This is a genomic window from Mycolicibacterium rutilum (assembly GCF_900108565.1).
Classification (GTDB): Bacteria; Actinomycetota; Actinomycetes; order Mycobacteriales; family Mycobacteriaceae; genus Mycobacterium; species Mycobacterium rutilum.
Map to the genome: position 1 here is coordinate 3,836,572 of NZ_LT629971.1, position 21,733 is coordinate 3,858,304.

General features: G+C 68.7%; 18 protein-coding genes. 13 read left to right on the forward strand and 5 right to left on the reverse strand.

The window, feature by feature from the left end:
* Positions 1-25: 25 nt before the first annotated feature.
* Both BLW81_RS18625 and BLW81_RS18630 read right to left on the reverse strand, forming a co-directional pair.
* Entirely contained in the window at positions 26-1,168 is a 1,143-nt protein-coding gene (locus BLW81_RS18625; RefSeq protein WP_083410648.1) for a hypothetical protein, read from the reverse strand.
* A gap of 46 nt (positions 1,169-1,214) precedes the next feature.
* Positions 1,215-2,357 carry a hypothetical protein gene (locus BLW81_RS18630; RefSeq protein WP_083408450.1) on the reverse strand — a complete coding sequence of 381 codons (1,143 nt, stop codon included), beginning with the start codon at positions 2,355-2,357 and terminating at the stop codon, positions 1,215-1,217.
* 123 nt (positions 2,358-2,480) lie between these two features.
* Here BLW81_RS18630 and BLW81_RS18635 point away from each other — a divergent pair, with 123 nt between their 5' ends.
* Positions 2,481-3,842, forward strand: a complete 1,362-nt coding sequence (locus BLW81_RS18635) for a sensor histidine kinase (protein WP_083410649.1) — start codon at positions 2,481-2,483, stop codon at positions 3,840-3,842.
* Here the strand turns inward: BLW81_RS18635 and BLW81_RS18640 are convergent.
* Positions 3,839-4,513, reverse strand: a complete 675-nt coding sequence (locus BLW81_RS18640; RefSeq protein ID WP_083408451.1) for a response regulator transcription factor — start codon at positions 4,511-4,513, stop codon at positions 3,839-3,841. The genes BLW81_RS18635 and BLW81_RS18640 overlap by 4 nt on opposite strands.
* 45 nt (positions 4,514-4,558) lie before the next feature.
* The gene (locus tag BLW81_RS18645; RefSeq protein WP_407662349.1) at positions 4,559-5,149 is read right to left on the reverse strand and encodes a porin MspA; all 591 of its coding nucleotides are present in this window, start codon (positions 5,147-5,149) and stop codon (positions 4,559-4,561) included.
* Between the two features lie 208 nt (positions 5,150-5,357).
* Here BLW81_RS18645 and dop point away from each other — a divergent pair, with 208 nt between their 5' ends.
* The 12 genes from dop (at position 5,358) to BLW81_RS18705 (ending at position 20,871) form a co-directional block, all read left to right on the forward strand.
* Complete coding sequence (gene dop, locus BLW81_RS18650) at positions 5,358-6,854, forward strand: pup deamidase/depupylase (protein ID WP_083408453.1); 1,497 nt, start codon at positions 5,358-5,360, stop codon at positions 6,852-6,854.
* Between the two features lie 115 nt (positions 6,855-6,969).
* Entirely contained in the window at positions 6,970-7,164 is a 195-nt protein-coding gene (locus tag BLW81_RS18655) for a ubiquitin-like protein Pup (protein WP_003887572.1), read from the forward strand.
* A complete protein-coding gene (gene prcB / locus BLW81_RS18660) occupies positions 7,161-8,057 on the forward strand; it encodes a proteasome subunit beta (RefSeq protein WP_083408454.1) in 897 nt (298 codons plus the stop codon). Before BLW81_RS18655 ends, prcB begins: the two co-directional genes overlap by 4 nt.
* Entirely contained in the window at positions 8,054-8,791 is a 738-nt protein-coding gene (gene prcA, locus BLW81_RS18665) for a proteasome subunit alpha (protein WP_083408455.1), read from the forward strand. Before prcB ends, prcA begins: the two co-directional genes overlap by 4 nt.
* A 175-nt stretch (positions 8,792-8,966) precedes the next feature.
* Positions 8,967-11,408 carry a GcvT family protein gene (locus tag BLW81_RS18670; protein ID WP_083408456.1) on the forward strand — a complete coding sequence of 814 codons (2,442 nt, stop codon included), beginning with the start codon at positions 8,967-8,969 and terminating at the stop codon, positions 11,406-11,408.
* A 4-nt stretch (positions 11,409-11,412) separates the two neighbouring features.
* Positions 11,413-12,546, forward strand: a complete 1,134-nt coding sequence (solA, locus tag BLW81_RS18675; protein ID WP_083408457.1) for an N-methyl-L-tryptophan oxidase — start codon at positions 11,413-11,415, stop codon at positions 12,544-12,546.
* Positions 12,543-13,703, forward strand: coding sequence for an aromatic ring-hydroxylating oxygenase subunit alpha (locus BLW81_RS18680; protein ID WP_235632036.1), 1,161 nt, complete (start codon positions 12,543-12,545; stop codon positions 13,701-13,703). Before solA ends, BLW81_RS18680 begins: the two co-directional genes overlap by 4 nt.
* Complete coding sequence (locus BLW81_RS18685; RefSeq protein ID WP_083408458.1) at positions 13,693-15,180, forward strand: aldehyde dehydrogenase family protein; 1,488 nt, start codon at positions 13,693-13,695, stop codon at positions 15,178-15,180. Before BLW81_RS18680 ends, BLW81_RS18685 begins: the two co-directional genes overlap by 11 nt.
* A 5-nt stretch (positions 15,181-15,185) precedes the next feature.
* Positions 15,186-16,721: an APC family permease gene (locus BLW81_RS18690; RefSeq protein WP_083408459.1), complete on the forward strand. Its 1,536-nt coding sequence runs from the start codon at positions 15,186-15,188 to the stop codon at positions 16,719-16,721.
* Positions 16,721-18,265, forward strand: a complete 1,545-nt coding sequence (locus BLW81_RS18695) for a GMC family oxidoreductase (RefSeq protein ID WP_083408460.1) — start codon at positions 16,721-16,723, stop codon at positions 18,263-18,265. Before BLW81_RS18690 ends, BLW81_RS18695 begins: the two co-directional genes overlap by 1 nt.
* Positions 18,240-20,066 (forward strand): putative nucleotidyltransferase substrate binding domain-containing protein, encoded by a 1,827-nt coding sequence (locus BLW81_RS18700; RefSeq protein ID WP_083408461.1) that lies wholly within the window; start codon positions 18,240-18,242, stop codon positions 20,064-20,066. Before BLW81_RS18695 ends, BLW81_RS18700 begins: the two co-directional genes overlap by 26 nt.
* A gap of 19 nt (positions 20,067-20,085) precedes the next feature.
* A complete protein-coding gene (locus tag BLW81_RS18705; RefSeq protein WP_083408462.1) occupies positions 20,086-20,871 on the forward strand; it encodes an IclR family transcriptional regulator in 786 nt (261 codons plus the stop codon).
* Here BLW81_RS18705 and BLW81_RS18710 read toward each other — a convergent pair.
* Positions 20,837-21,724, reverse strand: a complete 888-nt coding sequence (locus BLW81_RS18710) for an alpha/beta fold hydrolase (protein ID WP_083408463.1) — start codon at positions 21,722-21,724, stop codon at positions 20,837-20,839. The genes BLW81_RS18705 and BLW81_RS18710 overlap by 35 nt on opposite strands.
* Positions 21,725-21,733 lie beyond the last annotated feature (9 nt).

The following is a 21,733-nucleotide window of genomic DNA, read 5'->3' on the forward strand; positions in this document are numbered from 1 at the left end:
AGTTGCCGAGATCCCGCAGGCCGGACTAGTGGCGGGACTCCAGCGCCAGGTACGCGTCGCGGCCCGCCAGGCTCACCGCGACGTCGGCGATCAGCGGATCGAAGAACCGCTCGCGGTACAGCGGATCGACACTGGTGCTCACGGTGAAGTACAACCCCGACAGCACCGCCACGAACAACGACACGTGCACCACGGTCTGCGGAACCGACACATGGATGCCGAACCAGGTGCCCGGGCAGGGCGGTTGACCCACCACACACGCCTCCTCGGACGCCCACAGCACCGCGACGTCGTCGGGCACCGCGACGATCCCCAGCACCAGGAAGAAGGCGAACAGCCCGGCGGTGAAGAACACCACCTGGATCGCCTGCGAAACGACCATCACCGCAACAACATTGACCTGTTCGGCCAGCGACAGCGGAGTGCGGTCGACGCGGGTGTCGCCGTCGAGGGCCAGGGGAGTGCCGTCGAGCAGCGTGGCGGGATCGTTCTGCTCGGCGCGGTCTTCCCGCAACGCGCGCACCTCGTCGCGGATCGTGGTGACCATGAAGATCAGCGCCACCGCTGCCAGGAAACCGATTGTCTCCCAGAGTCGTTGACGCGTCATCCGCGCCGCGAGTTGCCACAGCTCGCCGGTGAAGTACACGACCACGGTGAGCATCAACAGCGGCAGCGCGCGGCTCATCAGCGTGCCGAGCGCACCGAGCTGCACCCACGCGAAGCGGAAGGCCCACAACGCGATCGCGCCGATTCCCAGATAGGTCAGCCAGATCGCCACCACAGCGACGACGGCGAAGCCCGCCGACTCGGCCAGCGCGAAACCCGAGAATCCGCTGTCGGCGAACGGAAGCCCGAATACGAACAGCGCCATCACGGTCAGCGCCGCCGTCCGCCGGCCGGCCTCGCTGAGCGTGGTGCCGATGCGGTGCAGCAGGTGCAGCCCGAACGGCGCCGCCACCAGCAGCCCGGTCAGCACCGCCAGGCGCAGCACGTAACCGATGTCGCGCCGGTCGCCGGTGAGGTTCGCCAGCAGCATGGTCAACGAGATCAGCGCCCCGACACCGCTGACCATCGGCGCGGAACGCTCGATCAGCGCCCCGGAGCGGACCCGGCGCGTCAGCACCAACGGCAGGCCGCGGTGCAGAAACCACTCGTGTACCTGCCGCATGTCCGACACCGGCTTATTGTGCGGCCAGATTCGCTGTTCAGTGCGCTCACCGCGCCGGTACGGCCGCCCGGTACCGGTTGCGTGCGGTTAGCGTGACCCGCAGACCGTCGATCAGCGGGGTGGTGAACTGGTCGCGGTAGGTGTCGTCGCCGACCGCCCGCGCGCTGACGTACATGAACGTCAGCGCACCGAGGAACAGCGTCACCTGGATCAGCGCGTCGGGCACCGGAATCGTCATGCCCAGGAACCGTCCGTCGCTGGAGCCGTTGCGCGTCCACGCCGCGAGCAGTTCCGGTGAGAGCAGGATCAAGCCGAGCACGAGGAACAACAACGCGGTCACGACCGCGACCACCAGGATCTGGGCCAGCTGGGACACACCCAGCACGAAGTACACGTTCATCCGCTCGACCCGGCTGAGCGGTTTGATCTCGGCGGGGTCCGGCATTGCCGCGAACGGGGTGTCGTCGAGCCGCGCCGCGTGCCGGGCGTCGGGTTGGGCCGCATTCACCATCGGGCGCATCCGGTCCACCGTCATCGACACCACGAACGCCGCAGCTATCGCACCCAGAAAACACAGCGCCAACCACAGCCGGGTGCGCGATACCGTCGCCGCCATCAACCAGACCGGTGAGTTGAAGAAGACCAGGAACGTCAGCAGCAGCACCGGCAGTGCCCGTAACAGCAGCGAACCGGCCTCGGCCAGATGCGCCAGCGTGATGTGCGACGCCCAGCCCAGGATCGAACCCAGCCCGGTCGCGGTGAGCGTCAACATGATTGCCACCACCGCGACGACGATGAGCAGGTTGGTGTAGACGTGGGGGCTCGGCCCGCCGAACACCGCGCCGAGCATTGCGACCACGAGCGACGTCGCGGCGGCGAACCGTCGACCGACGGGCGCCGCGATCCGCGAGACCCACCAGCCGACCGTGCCGGCCAGCGGCAGCACCAGCACCAGGATGAGCAACACGAACCACTCACCGCGCGTCGGCCGTCCGTCGATGTCGATCGCGTGCTTGCCGGTGACGAGGACGACGACGACGGTGTTGGCCATCACGACGGCGAAACCGGCCAGCGCCGGGGCGGATCGGGTCCACAGGCGGCGCACCAACCGGCCGGGACGCAGCACCGCGGGCAGGCCGTGGGCCAGAAACCAGCGGTCGGCGGCCTGTCGGTGCGCGGCGTCAACCATCGACGGCCCCCGCCGGATGTCGCGTGTCTGACACGGGCTCATTGTGCGCGACATTGTCGCCCGACAACCCGTCAGCGCGCCGATCTGGCGCGTCGCCTCCGGCGATGATGAACTGACGTGGACATGAAGCGGCGGCTGAGTTCCATTCGGGGCGTATCGGCACGGTCGGCGTTCGTGGCGGCCACCGTGGTCCTGGTCGCCTTCGGTCTGGCGGGCGCCGCCTTCGCGACGGGGCTGTACCGGATCATGCTGTCCAGCGTGGATTCGGCGGGCGCCGACCGGGTGGCCGCCATCGCCACCGCGATCGAGGCGGGTGAGTTGAACCGCGTCGACCAAGCGTTGCTGGCCACCGACCAGCGCATCGTCGCGGTGCAGGTGATCCGCGAGAACGGTGTCGTGGTACTGCGCTCGCCCTCGGCGCCCAGCACGCCGCTGGTGCCGTTGGGCGAGATCGGTGACGGTCTGCACATCGGAATGCCGGGACAGACATCGCCGTTCGGCTCGATCCGGCTGAGCGCACAGACCGTCGACGGGGCAGGCGGACGGTTCACCATCCTGGTCGGGGAGGACGCCGCGACGGTCGCGTCGACGGTGCGCACGGTCGTGGTGGCGTTGGCGGTGTCGGGTCCGATCGTGGTGGTCGTGTCGGCGTTGGCGACGTATCTGCTCGTCCGGCGGTCGATGCGATCGGTGGACGAAATCCGTTCGCGGGTCGCCGATATCACGACCTCCGACCTGACCGGGCGGGTGCCGGTGCCCGACAGCCGCGACGAGATCGCCGCGTTGGCCGTCACGATGAACGAGATGCTCGCCCGCATCGAGGCCGGCCACGCCGCGCAGCGCCGGTTCGTCGGGGACGCGTCGCACGAACTGCGCAGCCCGCTGACCACCATCGTGTCCGCGCTGGAGGTGGCCACCGCGCATCCCGAATTGCTCACCAGGGAACTCGCGACGACGACCTTGATCCCCGAGGTGCAACGGATGAAGGTGCTCGTCGACGATCTGCTGCTGCTGGCCCGCGCCGACGAACAGATGCTGGGCATACACCGCGACGACGTCGACCTCGACGACATCGCCGCCACCGAGGTCGAACGGCTCAGGCGCGAGACGACGTTGACGGTGAAGGCCGTCATCGCGCCGGTGCGCCTCGTCGGGGATGCCGAATCGCTCTCGCGGGTGCTGCGCAACCTGCTCGACAACGCGGCCCGCCACGCCACCACGACGGTCGAGCTTCAGGTCGCCCAGTCAGGTGACACCGCCGTGCTCGTGGTCAGCGACGACGGTCCCGGCATCCCGGTGCAGGACCGGGTCCGCGTATTCGACCGGTTCGTCCGGCTCGAGCCGGACCGCTCGCGCAGCCGCGGCGGCGCCGGGCTGGGGTTGGCGATCGTGCGTGAGATCGTCGCCGCGCACCGCGGCACCGCGGTCATCGCCGATCGCCCCGGCGGCGGTGCCGCCGTGACCGTCGAACTGCCGATCGCCTAGCTGCCCGACTCGAGGCGGTATCCCACACCTCTGACCGTGTCGATGGTGTTGGTGCCGAATGGCATATCGATCTTGCGGCGCAGATAGCCGACGTAGACCTCGACGATGTTGTCGGCACCCTCGTAGTGGGCGTCCCAAACGTTCTGCAGGATCTCCGTTTTCGTCACCACAGTGTCCATGTTGCGCATCAGGTACTCCAGCAGCCCGAATTCCCGTGGAGTCAGCGAGATGGGGGTGGCGTCGCGCAGCACCACCTTGCGGGCGGGGTCCAACGTCAGCGTGCCCGCGGTCAGCACTATGGGGCGTTGGGGAGCGGTGCGGCGGACCAGCGCCCGCAGCCGCGCCACCAGCACGATGAACGAGAACGGTTTGGTCAGGTAGTCATCGGCGCCGAGATCGAACGCGTCGGCCTGGTCGTAATCGCCGTCCTTGGCGGTCAGCATCAGCACCGGGGTCCACACCTCGCGGGCCCGCAACTGCCGCAGCACCTCGTAGCCGCTCATCGTGGGCAACATGATGTCGAGCACGATGACGTCGAAGTCGTTCTCGACCGCCTGCCACAGCCCGTCGACGCCGTTGTCGACGACGACCACCACGAAGTTCTCGGCGCGCAGCCCGGCTTCGAGCGTGGCCGCCAAGCGCGGTTCGTCCTCGACGATAAGGACTCTCATGTCCGGATCATGATGCCCCAGCCCGTGCGGGGCGGCTCGGCGACCTCAGTTCATGTTCCAGGGATCCCCGTACGTGGTGACGCTGTCGCCGGTTGTCGCGATCAGTCGCGCGAAGGGCCGCAGCAGGATGCCGCCTGCGGCGCCGGTGACCGTGCCGTGCGCATTGCTCACCGCGACCTCGCCCTCGGCTCCGGCGACGTCGACGGAGAACGTGGCGACCTCCTGGATGCCGGGGCCGTTACCGAGGTCGGCGCTGATGGACACGCCGGGAAGCAGGTTCGGGGTGATGATCGAGCTCAGCGGGTTGGTGATCGGCGCGTCGCTGATCAAGATGTTGGGGGTGGTGTAGCTGAAGTTGATCCCCACACCCAGCGACCACGGGAAACCGATCTGGTAGCCCAGCTCGAGCGTGCCCTCGAAGTCGTCGGCGCTTTCGCCGGCGACGATGTACTTGGCTCGGCCGGAGTGGAACCACTCGCGGGTCAGCCGGTTGCGGTCCAATGGGAACACGCCGTTGAGGAACGTGTCCCACTGCTGGATGGTCAGCGTCCGGCCCTGTTCGTCGTTGAGGGTGAGCTCGTTGTCCAGGCCCGCCTGGGCGGTTCCGCTGCTGACGAACACCGCTGCGAATGTCATGACCACCGCGGTGGCCGATGCGACGACGATCCGACCGATTGTCTTCATAGTCTCCCTAATCCTGTCGACGGTCACCTCTGCCGTCGCCGTTGAGCAGCAGCGCGGCAAGGGTGGCAGGTGTTCGCTGAGAGATCGCTGAGAGCGGATTACCGGCGTGGGACGACGGCACCACGCAGCCGGGACCGCTGCGTCACCTAGGCTTGGCGGTATGCAACGGATTATCGGAACGGAGGTCGAGTACGGGATCTCCTCGCCGTCTGATCCGACCGCGAATCCGATCCTGACCTCAACCCAGGCGGTGCTGGCCTACGCCGCGGCCGCCGGGATTCAGCGCGCCAAGCGCACCCGCTGGGATTACGAGGTGGAATCCCCGCTGCGCGACGCCCGCGGATTCGACCTGAGCCGCTCGGCGGGCCCGCCGCCGGTGGTGGACGCCGACGAGGTCGGCGCGGCCAACATGATCCTGACCAATGGCGCGCGGCTCTACGTCGACCACGCCCACCCCGAGTACTCCGCGCCGGAGTGCACCGACCCGCTCGACGCCGTGATCTGGGACAAGGCCGGCGAACGGGTGATGGAGGCGGCCGCCAGGCACGTCGCCAGCGTGCCGGGCGCGGCCAAGCTGCAGTTGTACAAGAACAACGTCGACGGCAAGGGCGCGTCGTACGGGTCGCACGAGAACTACCTGATGTCGCGGCAGACGCCGTTCTCCGCGGTCATCGCGGGGCTGACGCCGTTCCTGGTGTCCCGGCAGGTCGTCACGGGTTCGGGTCGCGTCGGCATCGGCCCCTCCGGCGACGAGCCAGGGTTCCAGCTCTCCCAGCGGTCCGACTACATCGAGGTCGAGGTCGGCCTGGAGACCACGCTCAAACGCGGCATCATCAACACCCGCGACGAGCCGCACGCCGACGCCGACAAGTACCGCAGGCTGCACGTGATCATCGGCGACGCCAACCTGTCGGAGACGTCGACCTACCTCAAGCTGGGCACCACCGCGCTGGTGCTCGACCTGATCGAGGAGAACGTCGACCTGTCCGATCTGGCGCTGGCGCGGCCCGTGCACGCCGTGCACGTCATCAGCCGGGACCCGTCGCTGCGCGCCACGGTCGCGCTGGCCGACGGCCGCGAACTGACCGGTCTTGCGCTGCAACGCATTTACCTGGACCGGGTGGCCAAGCTGGTGGACAGCCGCGATCCGGACCCGCGGGCGTCGCACATCCTCGAGACCTGGGCCAACGTGCTAGACCTGCTCGAGCGCGACCCGATGGAGTGCGCCGAGATCCTGGACTGGCCGGCCAAACTGCGGTTGCTCGAGGGCTTCCGTCACCGGGAGAACCTCGGCTGGTCGGCGCCGCGGCTGCACCTGGTCGACCTGCAGTACTCCGATGTGCGCCTGGACAAGGGCCTGTACAACCGGCTCGTCGCGCGGGGATCGATGAAGCGTCTGGTCACCGAACAGCAGGTGCTCGACGCGGTGGACAACCCGCCGATCGACACGCGCGCCTATTTCCGCGGGGAGTGCCTGCGCCGGTTCGGCGCGGACATCGCCGCCGCCAGCTGGGACTCCGTGATCTTCGATCTCGGCGGTGATTCGCTGGTCCGGATCCCCACCCTCGAGCCGCTGCGAGGCAGCAAAGCCCACGTCGGAGCGCTGCTCGACTCGGTCGACAGCGCGGTGGAACTGGTCGAACAGCTCACCAACTGACCGTTGCTCGGGTTCGGCGGGTCGCGAGCTATCCCCGGCAATCCGGGCGGCGAACGGTAATGTGGAGTCACGGCGGGCGCAGTGAGCCCGCCGACAACTTACGCAGGAGGCAGCGATGGCTCAGGAGCAGACCAAGCGTGGCGGTGGTGGCGGCGAGGACGACGACCTCACCGGCAGCACGGCCGCCGGACAGGAGCGTCGCGAGAAGCTGGCCGAGGAGACCGACGATCTGCTCGACGAGATCGACGACGTCCTCGAGGAGAACGCCGAGGACTTCGTGCGCGCGTATGTACAGAAGGGTGGACAGTGACCTGGCCGCACCGCGATCAGCTCTCTTTCCCGTCACCACTACCCGGAGCGCCCTCTGTCCCCGTGGACCTGTCGTCCTTCTCTGAACTGTTGCGCCGCCAGGCGCCCGAACTTCTTCCCGCCAACAAGGTCGCTGCCCAGGCCGGCGACGCGCTTCCGCACGGCACCACGATCGTCGCGCTGAAGTACCCCGGCGGCGTGGTGATGGCCGGTGACCGCCGCGCCACGCAGGGCCACATGATCGCCAGCCGCGACGTGCAGAAGGTCTACATCACCGACGACTACACCGCGACCGGGATCGCGGGCACCGCGGCGATCGCGGTCGAGTTCGCCCGCCTGTACGCGGTGGAACTGGAGCACTACGAAAAGCTCGAAGGTGTCGCGCTGACGTTCCCGGGCAAGGTGAACCGGCTTGCCACCATGGTGCGCGGCAATCTCGGTGCGGCGCTGCAAGGTTTCGTGGCCCTGCCGCTGCTCGCCGGCTACGACCTCGACGACCCCAACCCGCAGGCCGCCGGGCGCATCGTGTCCTTCGACGCCGCGGGCGGATGGAACTTCGAGGAAGAGGGCTACCAATCGGTGGGGTCGGGTTCGATCTTCGCCAAGTCCTCGATGAAGAAGCTGTATTCCCAAGTGACCGACGGGGATTCGGCGCTTCGCGTGGCCATCGAGGCGCTCTACGACGCCGCTGACGACGATTCGGCCACCGGTGGCCCCGACCTGGTCCGCGGCATCTACCCGACCGCGGTCACCATCGGTGCCGACGGGGCCGAGGAAGTGTCCGAGGACCGCATCGCCGAGCTGGCCCGTCAGGTGATCGAAAGCCGTTCGCGTGCCGACACCTTCGGCCCGGACGCTGTCCACCGTTCGACCGACGCGCGGGGAGATTCGTGAGCTTTCCCTATTTCATCTCGCCCGAACAGGCGATGCGTGAGCGTTCCGAGCTTGCGCGCAAAGGCATCTCGCGCGGACGCAGCGTGGTGGTGCTCGCCTATGCCGACGGTGTGTTGTTCGTTGCGGAGAACCCGTCGCGCTCGCTGCAGAAGGTCAGCGAGCTCTACGACCGCGTCGGCTTCGCGGCCGTCGGCCGGTTCAACGAGTTCGACAACCTGCGCCGCGGCGGCATCCAGTACGCCGACACCCGCGGCTACGCCTACGCCCGGCGCGACGTCACCGGCCGGCAGCTGGCCAACATCTACGCCCAGACGCTGGGCACCATCTTCACCGAGCAGGCCAAACCGTACGAGGTCGAGCTTTGTGTGGCCGAGGTCGCGCACTTCGGCGAGAGCAAGGCGCCCGAGCTGTACCGCATCACCTACGACGGCTCCATCGCCGATGAGCCGCACTTCGTGGTGATGGGCGGCACCACCGAGCCGATCATCACCGCGCTCAACGACTCGTACACCGAGAACGCCGGCCTGCAGGACGCGGTGAAGATCGCCGTCGACGCCCTGCACGCCGCGGGCAACGGGACCGAGCCCCGCGTGCTCGGGCCGGCCACGCTCGAAGTGGCGGTACTCGACGCCAACCGCCCCCGGCGGGCGTTCCGGCGGATCACCGGCTCGGTTTTGGAGACCCTGCTGCCCGCCGCCGAGCCCGCCCCGGCCGGCGACGACACCGAGCAGTAGCTCACCCGATAACGCGACCGGGCGGACGAACATCCGCCCGGTTAATTTCGCGTGTTCGTGTTGACGCGGGGCGCTCCGACGCGCACGATGTGTTGCGTAATTCAAAACGGGTTGCGTGTTACGCAACAATGAAGGCAACAACTCCCATCGCTCTCATCCGCAAGGCGGTCGACCCATGCCAGAAGTGCCCAAAGTGGTCGTGATCGGTGCCGGCATCGTCGGCACCTCCCTCGCCGACGAGTTGACCGCGCGCGGCTGCACGGACGTCACCGTGCTCGACCGTGGTCCGCTGTTCGCCACCGGCGGGTCGACGTCGCACGCGCCCGGCCTGGTGTTCCAGACCAACTCGTCGAAGACGATGACCGCCTTCGCCCGCTACACGGTCGAGAAGTTCGCCGCACTGCACCATCCCGACGGGTGGGCATTCAACCCTGTCGGTGGCCTGGAGGTCGCGACCACGCCGGAACGCTGGGCGGATCTGCACCGCAAGGCGGGCTGGGCGGCCGCGTGGGGGATCGAGGGCCGTCTGCTCGACCCTGCCGACTGCGTGCGGCTGCATCCGTTGCTCGACCGCGATCAGATCCTCGGCGGCTTCCACACCCCCGCCGTCGGGCTGGCCAAGGCGGTGCGTGCCGCCGAAGCGCAAGCGCGCCAAGCGATCAGCCGGGGCGCGACGTTCCGCCCGCACACCGAGGTGCTCGACATCGTGCACAGCGGCGGCCGGGTCACCGGGGTGCGCACCCAGGCAGGCGTCGTCGACGCCGACGTGGTGGTGTGCGCGGCGGGCTTCTGGGGCGCGGAACTCGCCAAGCGGGTCGGTCTGGTCGTGCCGCTGGTGCCGATGGCACACCAGTACGCCCGCACCGGGCGGATCGAACCGCTGGTCGGGCGCAACACCGAACTGGCCGAGGCCGGGCTGCCGATCCTGCGCCACCAGGACCAGGACCTGTACTTCCGCGAGCACGTCGACCGGATCGGGATCGGCTCCTACAGCCACCAGCCGATGCCGGTGGACCTCGCCAACCTGCTGGCCGACACGGCGGGCGAGCCGATGCCGTCGATGCTGCCGTTCACCGAGGACGACTTCGCCCCCGCCTGGCAGGCGGCGCGCACATTGCTTCCCGCGCTGGGTGATTCGAAGGTCGAAGAGGCGTTCAACGGGATCTTCTCGTTCACCCCCGACGGGTTCTCGATCATGGGTGAGCACCGCGACCTGCACGGGTTCTGGGTCGCCGAAGCGGTGTGGGTGACCCACTCGGCCGGCGTCGCGAAGGCCACCGCCGAGTGGATCCTCGACGGGGCCCCGCAGGTCGACGTACACGAATGCGACCTGTACCGGTTCGAGGATGTCGCGCGCAGCCCGCGGTTCATCATGCAGACCAGCACGCAGGCGTTCGTCGAGGTCTACGACATCATCCACCCGTACCAGTTCCGCAGTGCGCTACGCGGCCTGCGGACCAGCCCGTTCTACGCCCGCCAGCAGGAACTCGGCGCCTTCTTCTACGAGGGCGGCGGCTGGGAACGCCCGGCCTGGTACGAGGCCAACGCCGCGGTGGCGCAACAACTCTTCGACGACGGGTTGGCCTGCCCGCCGCGCGACGACTGGTCCGCGCGGTACTGGTCGCCGATCTCGATCGCCGAAGCGCACCTCACCCGCGAGCGGGTCGCGATGTACGACATGACCCCGCTCACCCGCTACGAGGTGGCGGGACCGGGCGCGGCGGCGTTCCTGCAGCGGATGACGACCAACAACGTCGACAAGAGCGTCGGATCGGTCAGTTACACGCTGTTGCTCGACGAAACCGGCGGCATCCGAAGCGACATCACCGCCGCCCGCCTCGCCGAGCAGCGCTACCAGGTTGCGGTCAACTCCCCGCTGGACTACGACTGGCTCGCCCGCCACGCGCCCGACGATGTGACGATCCGCGACATCACCGGCGCGACCTGCTGCATCGGGGTGTGGGGGCCGCTGGCCCGCGACATGGTGCAGCCGCTGTGTCCGGACGACCTGTCGAACGAAGCGTTCAAATACTTCCGCGCCAAACAGACCCACCTCGACGCCATCCCGGTCACCATGCTGCGGGTCTCCTACGTCGGCGAACTCGGATGGGAGATCTACACCAGCGCCGAATACGGTGCGGCGCTGTGGGATCTGCTCTATGCCGCGGGCCAGGCCCACGGCGTCGTCCCCGCCGGCCGGATCGCGTTCAACAGCCTGCGCGTCGAGAAGGGCTACCGGCTGTGGGGCACCGACATCACCACCGAACATCAACCCGCCGCGGCGGGACTGGAGTTCGCGGTGCGCACGGGCAAGGATTTCGTCGGCAAGCAAGCGCTCGGCGCGGCGCCGCGGACGCTGTTGCGCAGCATCGTCTTCGACGACGCGGCCGCCGTGGCGCTGGGCAAGGAGGCGGTCTACGCCGACGGCGGCTGTGTCGGCTACACCACCAGTGCGGCATATTCGACGACCGTGGGCCGCACCATCGCCTATGCATGGCTGCCGGCCCGCGTCGCGATCGGTGACACCGTCGTCGTCGACTACCGAGGCACCCGGCACACGGCGGTGGTGCACGGCGATCCCGTGGTGGATCCCCAGATGACCCGGATCAGGCGGTGAAGCAATGACTTACGACGTGATCGTGATCGGTGTCGGCGGCATGGGCAGCGCGGCGGCCTATCACCTCGCCGCCCGGGGCCAGCGGGTGCTCGGCCTCGAGAAGTTCACCCCGGCTCACGACCGGGGATCCAGCCACGGCGGTTCACGCATCATCCGCCAGTCCTACTTCGAGGATCCCGCCTACGTCCCGCTGCTGCTGCGCGCCTACGAACTCTGGGACAAACTCGCCGCCGACAGCGGACGCGAGGTGTACCGGATCACCGGCGGGCTGTTCATCGGTCCGCCCGACTGCCTCACCGTCTCAGGCAGCATCCGGGCCAGCAGGCAGTGGGATCTACCGCACGACGTGCTCGACGCGCGCGAAATCCGTTCGCGCTTCCCCAACTTCGCTCCCGCAGCCGACGACGTCGCGCTGTACGAGGCGAAGGCGGGGTTCGCGCGGCCCGAACTGACCGTGCAGGCCCACATCGACCTCGCCGAGCAGGCCGGCGCCACACTGCGGTTCGGCGAGGAAGTCCTCGACTGGTCCGAGACTGCCGGTGGCGTCACGGTGCGGACCGCGCAGAACACCTACACCGCAGGGCAACTCGTGATCTGCCCGGGTGCGTGGGCGCCGCAGCTGCTCGCCGAGTTCGGGATCCCGATCACCATCGAACGGCAGGTGCTGTACTGGCTCGACCCCGTCGGCGGCACGGCGCCGTTCGTCGACCACCCGATTTTCATCGAGGAGAACCCCGACGGGATGCAGATCTACGGCTTTCCGGCGATCGACGGCGCACGCGGCGGCGTCAAGGTCGCGTTCTTCCGCAAAGGCGTGGAGTGCACGCCGGACACCATCGACCGGACCGTGCACGAGCACGAGGTCGCCGAGATGCGCGCGCGGGCCGCCGAACTGCTGCCCGCCCTCGACGGACCGTGTCTGCACTCGGCCACCTGCATGTACTCCAACACCCCCGACCAGCATTTCGTGATCGCCCGCCACCCCGACAGCGCCAACGTCACCGTGGCGTGCGGGTTCTCCGGGCACGGTTTCAAATTCGTGCCGGTGGTCGGTGAGATCCTCGCCGACCTGGCCACCACCGGCGAGACCACCCACCCCATCGCGCTGTTCGACCCGAAGCGGCTGGTGAGCGTATGACCGCCGAACCACCGCTTCTCGACGCCCCCGCGCTCGGGATGCCTGCCCTGCGCCCCACCCTCGGCGGCGACTACTACGTCAGCGACGCCGTCTTCGCCGCCGAGCAGGAGCGCATCTTCGAGGCGTCGTGGATCTGCGCGGTGCGGTCGTCGGACCTCGCCGCCCCCGGCCGGTTCAAGAAAGTTCAGGTCGGCCGGGAGAGCGTGCTGCTGGTCCGCGGCCGCGACGGGCTGCTGCGGGCGTTCCTCAACATCTGCCGGCACCGCGGCGCGCAACTGTGCACGGACCCGGAGGGCACCGTCAAACGCAATCTGCGCTGCCCGTACCACTCGTGGACCTACGGGCTGGACGGCAAGCTCACCGCAGCGCCGAACCTGGCGACGCTGACCGACGAGACCGGCGCGCCGATCGACCGGTACCGCTACGGTCTGGTGCCGGTGGCGCTGACCGAATGGCTGGGCTACGCCTGGGTGTGCCTGTCCGACACCCCGCCGCCGTTCGATGACGTGATCGCCGAGGCCGCAGCCACCCTCGGCGACGCCGACGCGATCAACCGCTACGGCATCGGCGGCCTCGACGTCGGCCGCCGCATCACCTACGACGTCGCGGCGAACTGGAAGCTCATCGTCGAGAACTTCATGGAGTGCTACCACTGCAGTTCCATCCACCCCGAACTCGTCGGTGTGCTGCCCGAATTCAGCCGCGGCGTCGCCGCCCAGGCCAACATCGGCGCGGGTGCCGAATTCGGTTCCGCAGTCGCCGGTTTCACCGTCGACGGCACCGCCGGATTCGACCGGCTGCCCGGGATCACCGACGAACAGGACCGCCGCTACTACGCCATCACCGTCAAGCCGACGGTGTTCATCAACCTGGTGCCCGACCACATCATCTTCCATCGGATGTATCCCGTATCGCCGGCGCGGACCATCGTCGAATGCGACTGGCTCTACACCGCCGACGTGCTCACCTCGGGCCGGGACATCTCGTCGTCGGTGGAGCTGTTCCACCGGGTCAACCAGCAGGATTTCGACGCGTGCGAGCGAACTCAACCGTCGATGGCGTCGCGGGCCTACCGCAACGGCGGAGTGCTCGTGCCCACCGAACACCACATCGCGGGGTTCCATGAGTGGGTAGTGTCCCGTCTTGATGAACGGTGAACCCGACCTCCTGATCGGCGGAACATGGCGGCACGCCTCGGACGGGGGCACCCGCGACATCATCAACCCGGCCGACGGGTCGGTCGCCGCCGTCGTCGACGAAGCCAGTCCCGACGACGCGCGCGCGGCGGTGGCGGCGGCGCGGGCGTGCTTCGACGACGGGTCGTGGCGCGCGACGCCCGCCGGTGAACGCGCCGCGCTGCTGCACCGGGTCGCCGATCTGCTGCAACGGGACAAGGAGTCGTTGTCCCGCCTCGAGACGAGGGACACCGGAAAGACGCTGGCCGAAAGCCGGATCGACATCGACGACGTCACGTCGGTGTTCCGGTACTACGCGCACCTGATCGGCGCCGAGAGCGACCGTCTCGTCGATGTCGGCGCCCCCGCGGTCGTCAGCCGCGTCGTGCGCGAACCCATCGGCGTGTGCGTGCTCATCGCGCCGTGGAACTACCCGCTGTTGCAGATGTCGTGGAAGGTGGCGCCCGCGCTGGCCGCGGGGTGCACGATGGTGTGCAAACCCAGCGAGGTGACTCCGCTCAGCACGATCGCGTTCACGCACCTGCTGCAGGAAGCGGGTGTGCCCGCATCGGTGGTGAACCTGGTGCAAGGCAGCGGCGCCGCGCTGGGGCAGGCGCTCACCGACAATCCCGACGTCGACTTCATCTCGTTCACCGGCGGACTGGCCACCGGACGCACCATCGCCAGGACAGCCGCCGAACACGTCACCAAGGTGGCCCTCGAACTGGGCGGCAAGAATCCGCACATCGTGTTCGCCGACATCGGCAGCGACGGGTGGGACAGTGCCGTCGACCATGTGCTCACCGGCGTGTTCCTGCACTCGGGGCAGGTCTGCTCGGCCGGCACCCGGCTGATCGTCGAGCAGTCGATCGCCGACGAGTTCGTCGCCGACCTGGCCGCCCGCGCGGAGAAGATCCGCATCGGCGACGGGATGGACCCCGCCAGCGAAACCGGTCCGCTGGTGTCGGCCGATCACCGCGACAAGGTCGAAAACTATGTCGCGCTGGGTGTTTCGGAGGGCGCGACGCTGGTCACGGGCGGAGCCAGGCCGAGCGATCCCGCCCTGGCCGACGGGTACTTCTATCTGCCGACGATCTTCGACCACTGCGAGCGCACCATGCGCATCGTGCAGGAGGAGACGTTCGGGCCTATTCTCACTGTCGAACGGTTCACCACCGAGTCCGAGGCCATCGGCCTCGGCAACGACACGCAGTACGGTCTCGCCGCCGGGGTGCGCACCTCGGACTCCGCGCGGGGCGAACGTGTGGTGCGGCAACTGCGGCACGGCACGGTGTGGCTCAACGACTTCGGCTACTACACCGCCGCCGCGGAGTGGGGTGGCTTCGGCAGGTCGGGTAACGGCCGCGAACTCGGACCGACCGGTCTCGCGGAATACCAAGAGCTCAAGCACATCTGGCACAACACCGCGCCGGCTCCTGCGGGTTGGTTCAAGGGATAGACACCATGGTGATCAAACAGCCCCACGCGGACAGCGGTCTGGAGGACTTCGGGTACCGCGAATCGCTGGACCGTAGCATCGGCAAGTTCGCGAGCTTCGCCGCCGGCGTCAGCTACATCTCGATCCTGACGGGCACCTTCCAGCTGTTCTACTTCGGCTTCGGCACCGCCGGTCCGGCGTACCTGTGGTCCTGGCCGATGGTGTTCGTCGGGCAGATGGCCGTCGCGCTGTGTTTCATGGAACTGGCCGCCAAATACCCTGTGGCGGGCTCGGTTTACAACTGGAGCAAGAAGCTGGCCAGCCGCCTGGTCGGCTGGACGTCGGGATGGTTGATGCTCACCGCGTCGATCGTGACGATCTCCGCGGTCGCGCTGGCCTACCAGCTGAACCTGCCGCGGCTGTGGAGCGGATTTCAGATCATCGGCGACGGCAGCGGCACCTACGACTACGCCGCCAACGCCGTGCTGCTCGGCTCGATCCTGATCGTGTTCACCACACTGGTCAACGCCCTCGGTGTGCGCCTGATGGCCAGGATCAACTCCAGCGGGGTGTTCATCGAGCTGATCGCCGCGGTGCTGATCGTCGTGCTGCTGGCGGTCAACGCGCAGAACAGTCCCGACATCTTCTTCTCCACCAACGGTTACGGCGCCGGCGAGAGCATGGGTTTCCTCGGGGCCTTCCTGATCGCGTCGCTGGCATCGGGTTACGTGATGTACGGCTTCGACACCGCCAGCTCGCTGGGCGAGGAGACCGTCGAGCCACGCCGCACCGCCCCTAAGGCGATCGCCAGGGCGATCCTGGCGTCGTTCGTGATCGGCGGCGGCATCCTGGTTTTCGCGGTGATGGCCGCGCCCAACCTGCAGGACCCGCAACTCGGTGAGAGCAGCGGCGGGCTGCAGTACATCGTCGAACAGGTGATGTGGGGACCGCTGGGCAAGATCTTCCTGGCGTGCATCGTGGTCGCGGTGACCGTGTGCTGCCTGGCCGTGCACACCGCGGCGATCCGTCTGACGTTCGCGATGGCCCGCGACAACGCGCTGCCCTTCGGCGAGAAGCTGGCCACCGTGCACCCCAAGACGCAGACGCCGATCGTGCCCGCCGTCACCATCGGCGTCATCGCGATCATCATCCTGGTCATCAACATCGGCCAGCCCAAGATCTTCACGGTGCTGACGTCGATCGCGATCATCATGATCTATCTGGCCTACCTGATGGTCACCGGCCCGATGCTCAAGAAGCGGCTCAAGGGGGAGTGGCCGCCGAAAGACCTCAAGGAGGGCGGCTATTTCACGATGGGACGCTGGGGGCTGCTGGTCAACATCGTCGCCGTGGTGTGGGGCATCGGGATGGCGCTGAACCTGGCGTGGCCCCGCTCGGCGGTCTACGGCGATCCTTGGTACAACACCTGGGGCGCGTTCGTCTACATCGGGGTGATCGCCGGCGCCGGCCTGCTGTGGTACGCCGTCAAGGGCCGGCACCACATCGGCTGCCTCGAATCACACGCCGCAGCAAGCAAATCCGAGGCGGTGGAGCAGGCCTGATGACATCCGAGGCAGCGCAGGCGGGGGTCTTCGACTACGTCATCGCCGGCGGTGGCACCGCGGGATGCGTGCTGGCCGCCCGGCTCTCGGAGGACCCCGACGTCACGGTGTGCCTGCTCGAGGCGGGGCCCTCCGACGTCGACGACGACGACATCCTCGTGCTGTCCGAGTGGATGCACCTGCTCGACTCCGGCTACGACTGGGACTATCCCATCGAACCGCAGGAACGGGGCAACTCGTTCATGCGCCACGCCCGGGCCAAGGTGCTCGGCGGGTGCTCGTCGCACAATTCCTGCATCGCGTTCTGGCCGCCCGCCGAGGCGCTCGACGAGTGGGTGACCATGGGGGCGACCGGGTGGGGCGCCGATGAGGTGCTGCCGCTGACCCGCAAGGTCACCGAAACCGTTCTGCTGCGCGATGTTCCACCGCGCGACCCGTGCGGAGCGGCGGTACTGGAGGCCGCCGCGATGGTCGGCCTGCCGACCGTGGCGTTCAACCGCGGCGAGACCGTGCGCAACGGCGCGGGCTGGTTTCAGATCAACGCGTCCGAGGACGGCCTGCGGAATTCGACGTCGCGCGCGTACCTGCACCCGATCCTGGGCACCCGCGCCAACCTCGAGGTGCGCACCAAGTGCTGGGTCGCCGAGATCCTGTTCGACGACGCCCGCGCCGCCACCGGCGTCCGCTACCAGCGACCGGACCTCACCGGCTATGACGTCGTCACCGCGCGGCGCGAGGTGATCGTCACCGCCGGCGCCATCGACACCCCGAAACTGTTGATGCTCTCCGGAATCGGGCCCGCCGAGCACCTGCGCGAGTTCGGCATCGCCGTGCGCGTCGACTCACCCGGCGTCGGCGCCAACCTCGACGACCACGTCGAGGGCCTGGTGTTCTGGGAAGCTGCGCAACCGATGGTCACGACCTCGACCCAGTGGTGGGAGATCGGGCTGTTCACCTGTGTCGACTCGGTTTCCGGCGGGATCACGCAGCCGGACCTGATGATGCACTACGGCAGCGTGCCGTTCGACATGAACACGCTGCGGCACGGCTACCCGACCACCGACAACGGTTTCTGCCTGACCCCCAACGTGACTCAGGGACGTTCCCGGGGAACCGTGCGGCTGCGCACCCGCGACTTCCGCGACCGCGCCCGGGTGGACCCGCGGTACTTCACCGACCCCGACGGCTACGACGAACGCATCATGCTGGCCGGGGTGCGCCTGGCCCGCGAGATCGCCGAACAACCCCCGCTGGCCGACTGGGTCGGCCGCGAACTGGCCCCGGGTCCGCAGGCCACCACCGACGACGAACTGCTCGACTACATTCACAAGTGCCACAACACCGTCTACCATCCGGCCGCGACCGCGCGGATGGGCGCGGTCGACGATCCGATGGCGGTGCTCGATCCGGCGTTGCGGGTCAAGGGCGTCTCGGGGCTGCGGGTGGTGGACGCGTCGGCGATGCCCAAACTGCCCGCGGTCAATCCGAACATCACCGTGATGACGATGGCGGAGAAGTGTGCCGAGCTCATCCGAACTTCGTGAGCTGACCGACTTCCTCACGCAGCACACCCCGTTTCAGGCGGTGCCCGACGACGAGCTCGCGCAGCTGGCGTCGGGCGCGCAGAGCGAGACGTACCCCGCGGGCGCGCTCGTCGCCGACTACTCGACGCGGGTGCCCGACGACGTGTGGATGGTGCGCAGCGGGCAGGTCGTGCTGCGCTCCAGCGCCGACGGCACCGTCATCGACACCGTCGACGTCGGCGGCATCTTCGGCTATCTGCCGCTGCTGACCGGCGCCGGGTCGGATTTCGACGCCCGAACGGCGGTGTCCAGCACCCTGATTCGGCTGCCGGGAGCTTTGGTGCGCGCGCAGTTCGCCAAGCCCGCCGGGCTGGCGTTCCTGGCGTCGTCGGGTTGGACGCCCGCCGCGCGGCCGACGATCACGACCGCGATCGACAACCGGCCGGTTTCCGAACTGCTGCACGGCGATCCGTTGCTCGTCGCCCCCGACGCGTCGGTGCGCGACGTCGTCATCGCCATGACCGAACGGCACGTCGGGTGCGCGCTGATCCGGCTGCCCGGCGGCGAGTTCGGCATCTTCACCGACCGCGATCTGCGCACCAAGGTGGTGGCCGCGGGCCTACCGCTCGACACCGGCATCGACCGGGTGATGAGCGCGCCGGCCCGCACCGTCACCGCCGACCTGACCGCCGACACCGTGCTGATGGAGATGCTCGAGTGCGGGCTGCGGCACATGCCGGTGGTGACCACGCGGGGCGAGGTGGTCGGCGTCGTCGAGGACGCCGACCTGCTGGCCGCCTCCGCGCGGCAGAGTTTCCTGCTGCGCCGGGCGATCGGGTCGGCGGCGAGCACGACCGAACTGGAGACGGCGGGCGCGCGGGTCACGGCGGTGGCCGCCGACCTGTTCCGCAACGGCACCAAGGCGACCGCGACCAGCGCCATCCTCTCGGTCGTCATCGACAGCCTGGTGCGCAAGGCGCTGGAGTTGGCGATCGCCGAATCGGGGCAGGTGCCGCTGACGTTCGCCTGGCTGACGCTGGGTTCGGTCGCCCGCCGTGAGGCGATGCCGTCGTCGGACGTCGACAGCGCCCTCTCCTTTGCGCCGGCCGGCGCGAGCGACCCGTTGCGCGACATCGCGGCGCGGGTGCACCGCACGCTCGACGGCTGCGGGTTGCCGTCGGACTCCAACGGGGCCGTCGCGTACCGGCCGGCGTTCGCCCGCGCGGCACCGGACTGGGCGAGTGCCGCCGAGGGCTGGCTCAAGCACCCGCTGGTCGACCGCGGGCTGATCATGTCGTCGTTGCTGATCGACGGCCGCGTCGTCTGGGGAGATCCGGCACTGCACACGGTGCCGGCGGTGTACCGCCGGTTGCGGACCGAAGGCCGGGACGCGCTGAGGCTGCAACTGCTCAACGCGCTGTCGGGCAAGGTGCGCACGCGCGGGCTGCGAGATGTGTTGTCGCGCCGCGGCGGAACGTTCGATCTGAAGAACCACGCGGTGACGCCGATCGTGAACCTCGCGCGGTGGGGCGGGTTGACCGCGGGGGTGAGCTCGGCGACGACGCCGGCCCGGCTGGCCGCCGCCGCGCAGGCCGGGTCGATCAGCGAACGCGACGCCGACACGCTGTGCGACGTGTTCGCGATGCTGCAGCGGCTGCGGATGGCCCACCAGGTCGAGCAGATCTCGTCCGGGCGCAGCCCCGGTGACGTGGTGACGATGTCGGAGCTGTCCCCGCTGAACCGCAGCCTGCTCGGTGAGGGGCTGCGCGAGATCGCGGCCGTGCGGCGGCGTGTCGGGGGGTTCGGGGTGCCGCGCGGGTAGCCGTATAGGCTGGTCAACGATGCCCAAGAGTGACGAGGACAGGCCGGCGGCCGCGGTGCAGTCCGTCGACCGGGCGCTGCTCGTGCTCGAGATCCTCGCTGAGGCCGGTCAGGCCGGGGTCACCGAGATCGCCGCTGAACTCGGTGTCCACAAGTCGACGGTGTCCCGGCTGATCGCCGCACTGGAGGCCCGCGGCTACGTCGAGCAGGTCACCGGGCGTGGCAAATACCGGCTCGGATTCTCGATCACCAGGCTGGCGCGGGCCAGCGGTGCGCACCTGGACATGGTCAAGGTCAGCCAGGACATCTGCGACGACCTCTGTGCGCAGGTCGGTGAGACCACCAACCTGGCGATCCTCGATGTGGACCGCGTCGTGAACATCGTCGAATCCATCGGCCCCGCAGAGATCACCCTGAAGACCTGGGTCGGCCAGATCTGCCCGGCGCACGCGACGTCGAGCGGCAAGGTGCTGCTCGCCGGGCTCGACGACGCCGAGATCGCCGACCGGGTGGCGCCGCGCCTGGAGACCTTCACCGCCACCACACTCGCCACGATCGAGGACCTGCGGGCCGAACTCGTGACCGTCCGTACCCGCGGCTGGGCGTCGGTCTGCGAGGAACTGGAAGTGGGGCTGAACGCGGTTGCCGCTCCGGTGCGCGACGCCGACGCCGCAGTGGTTGCCGCACTGAGTGTTTCGGGCCCCGCCTACCGGCTGGGTGAGGACAAGTTCGACGAGACCGCCAAGCTCACGACGGCCGCGGCCGACACGATCAGCCGACGCCTCGGGTGGGTCGAGCGCGGATGAGGATCAGCTCCGCGAACTGCTCGGGGCACTCCAGCGGCGTGAAATGACCGGCGTCGAACGCCGGATACACCGACACGTCGGTGAAATAGTGGCCGAGGCGGTCGCCCCATTCCGGCGGGAACAGCGGATCATGTTGCGGCCACACCACATCGGTGGGCACGTGGATCTTGATGGCCCGGTCGGGCGGCAGCTCGGTCAGTGACTGGGCGATCATGCCCGCCCCGGCGCGGTACCACGCGATCGACGCGGTGAACGCGCCGGGCAGGGCGTAGTCGGCCACCAGCCGATCCAGATCATCCTCGGCGACAGCGAAATCCGGACCCGACCAGTGAGTCCAGAAGTGGCGCAGATAGTCCCGCACCGCGTCTGCGTTGCCGTCGATGAGCTGCGCGGCCAGCGGCAGCTGATGAAACGCCTGATACCAGAACTCGCTCTGCGCCTTGGCCGTCAGCACGCGGTCGCCGGCACCGGGCAACGGCGGGGACAACACCAGCGAGCGCACCAGGTCCGGTTGCATCCGCGCGACGCTCTGGGCGACGCGGCTGCCGACGTCGTAGCCGGCGAGCACCACCTCGGACAGCTCGAGTTCCTTGATGAGCCCGATGACGCTGCCGGCCTGCGCGGTGGCGCTGTAGAAGTGCCGCACCGCGACCGCGTGTTTGTCCGAGCCGCCGAACCCGCGTAGGTCCGGCACGATGACGTCGGCGGCGTCGCTGATCAGTGGGACGAGGCGCCGGTAGTCGTGGCGGTTGCCCGGCCACCCGTGCAGCAGCAGCACCGGCGGCGCACCTCTGGTGCCGAAACGGTCGTAGGCCAGCCGGAACCCGTCGACGGGGGAGCTGCGGGACCACATCGGCCCATT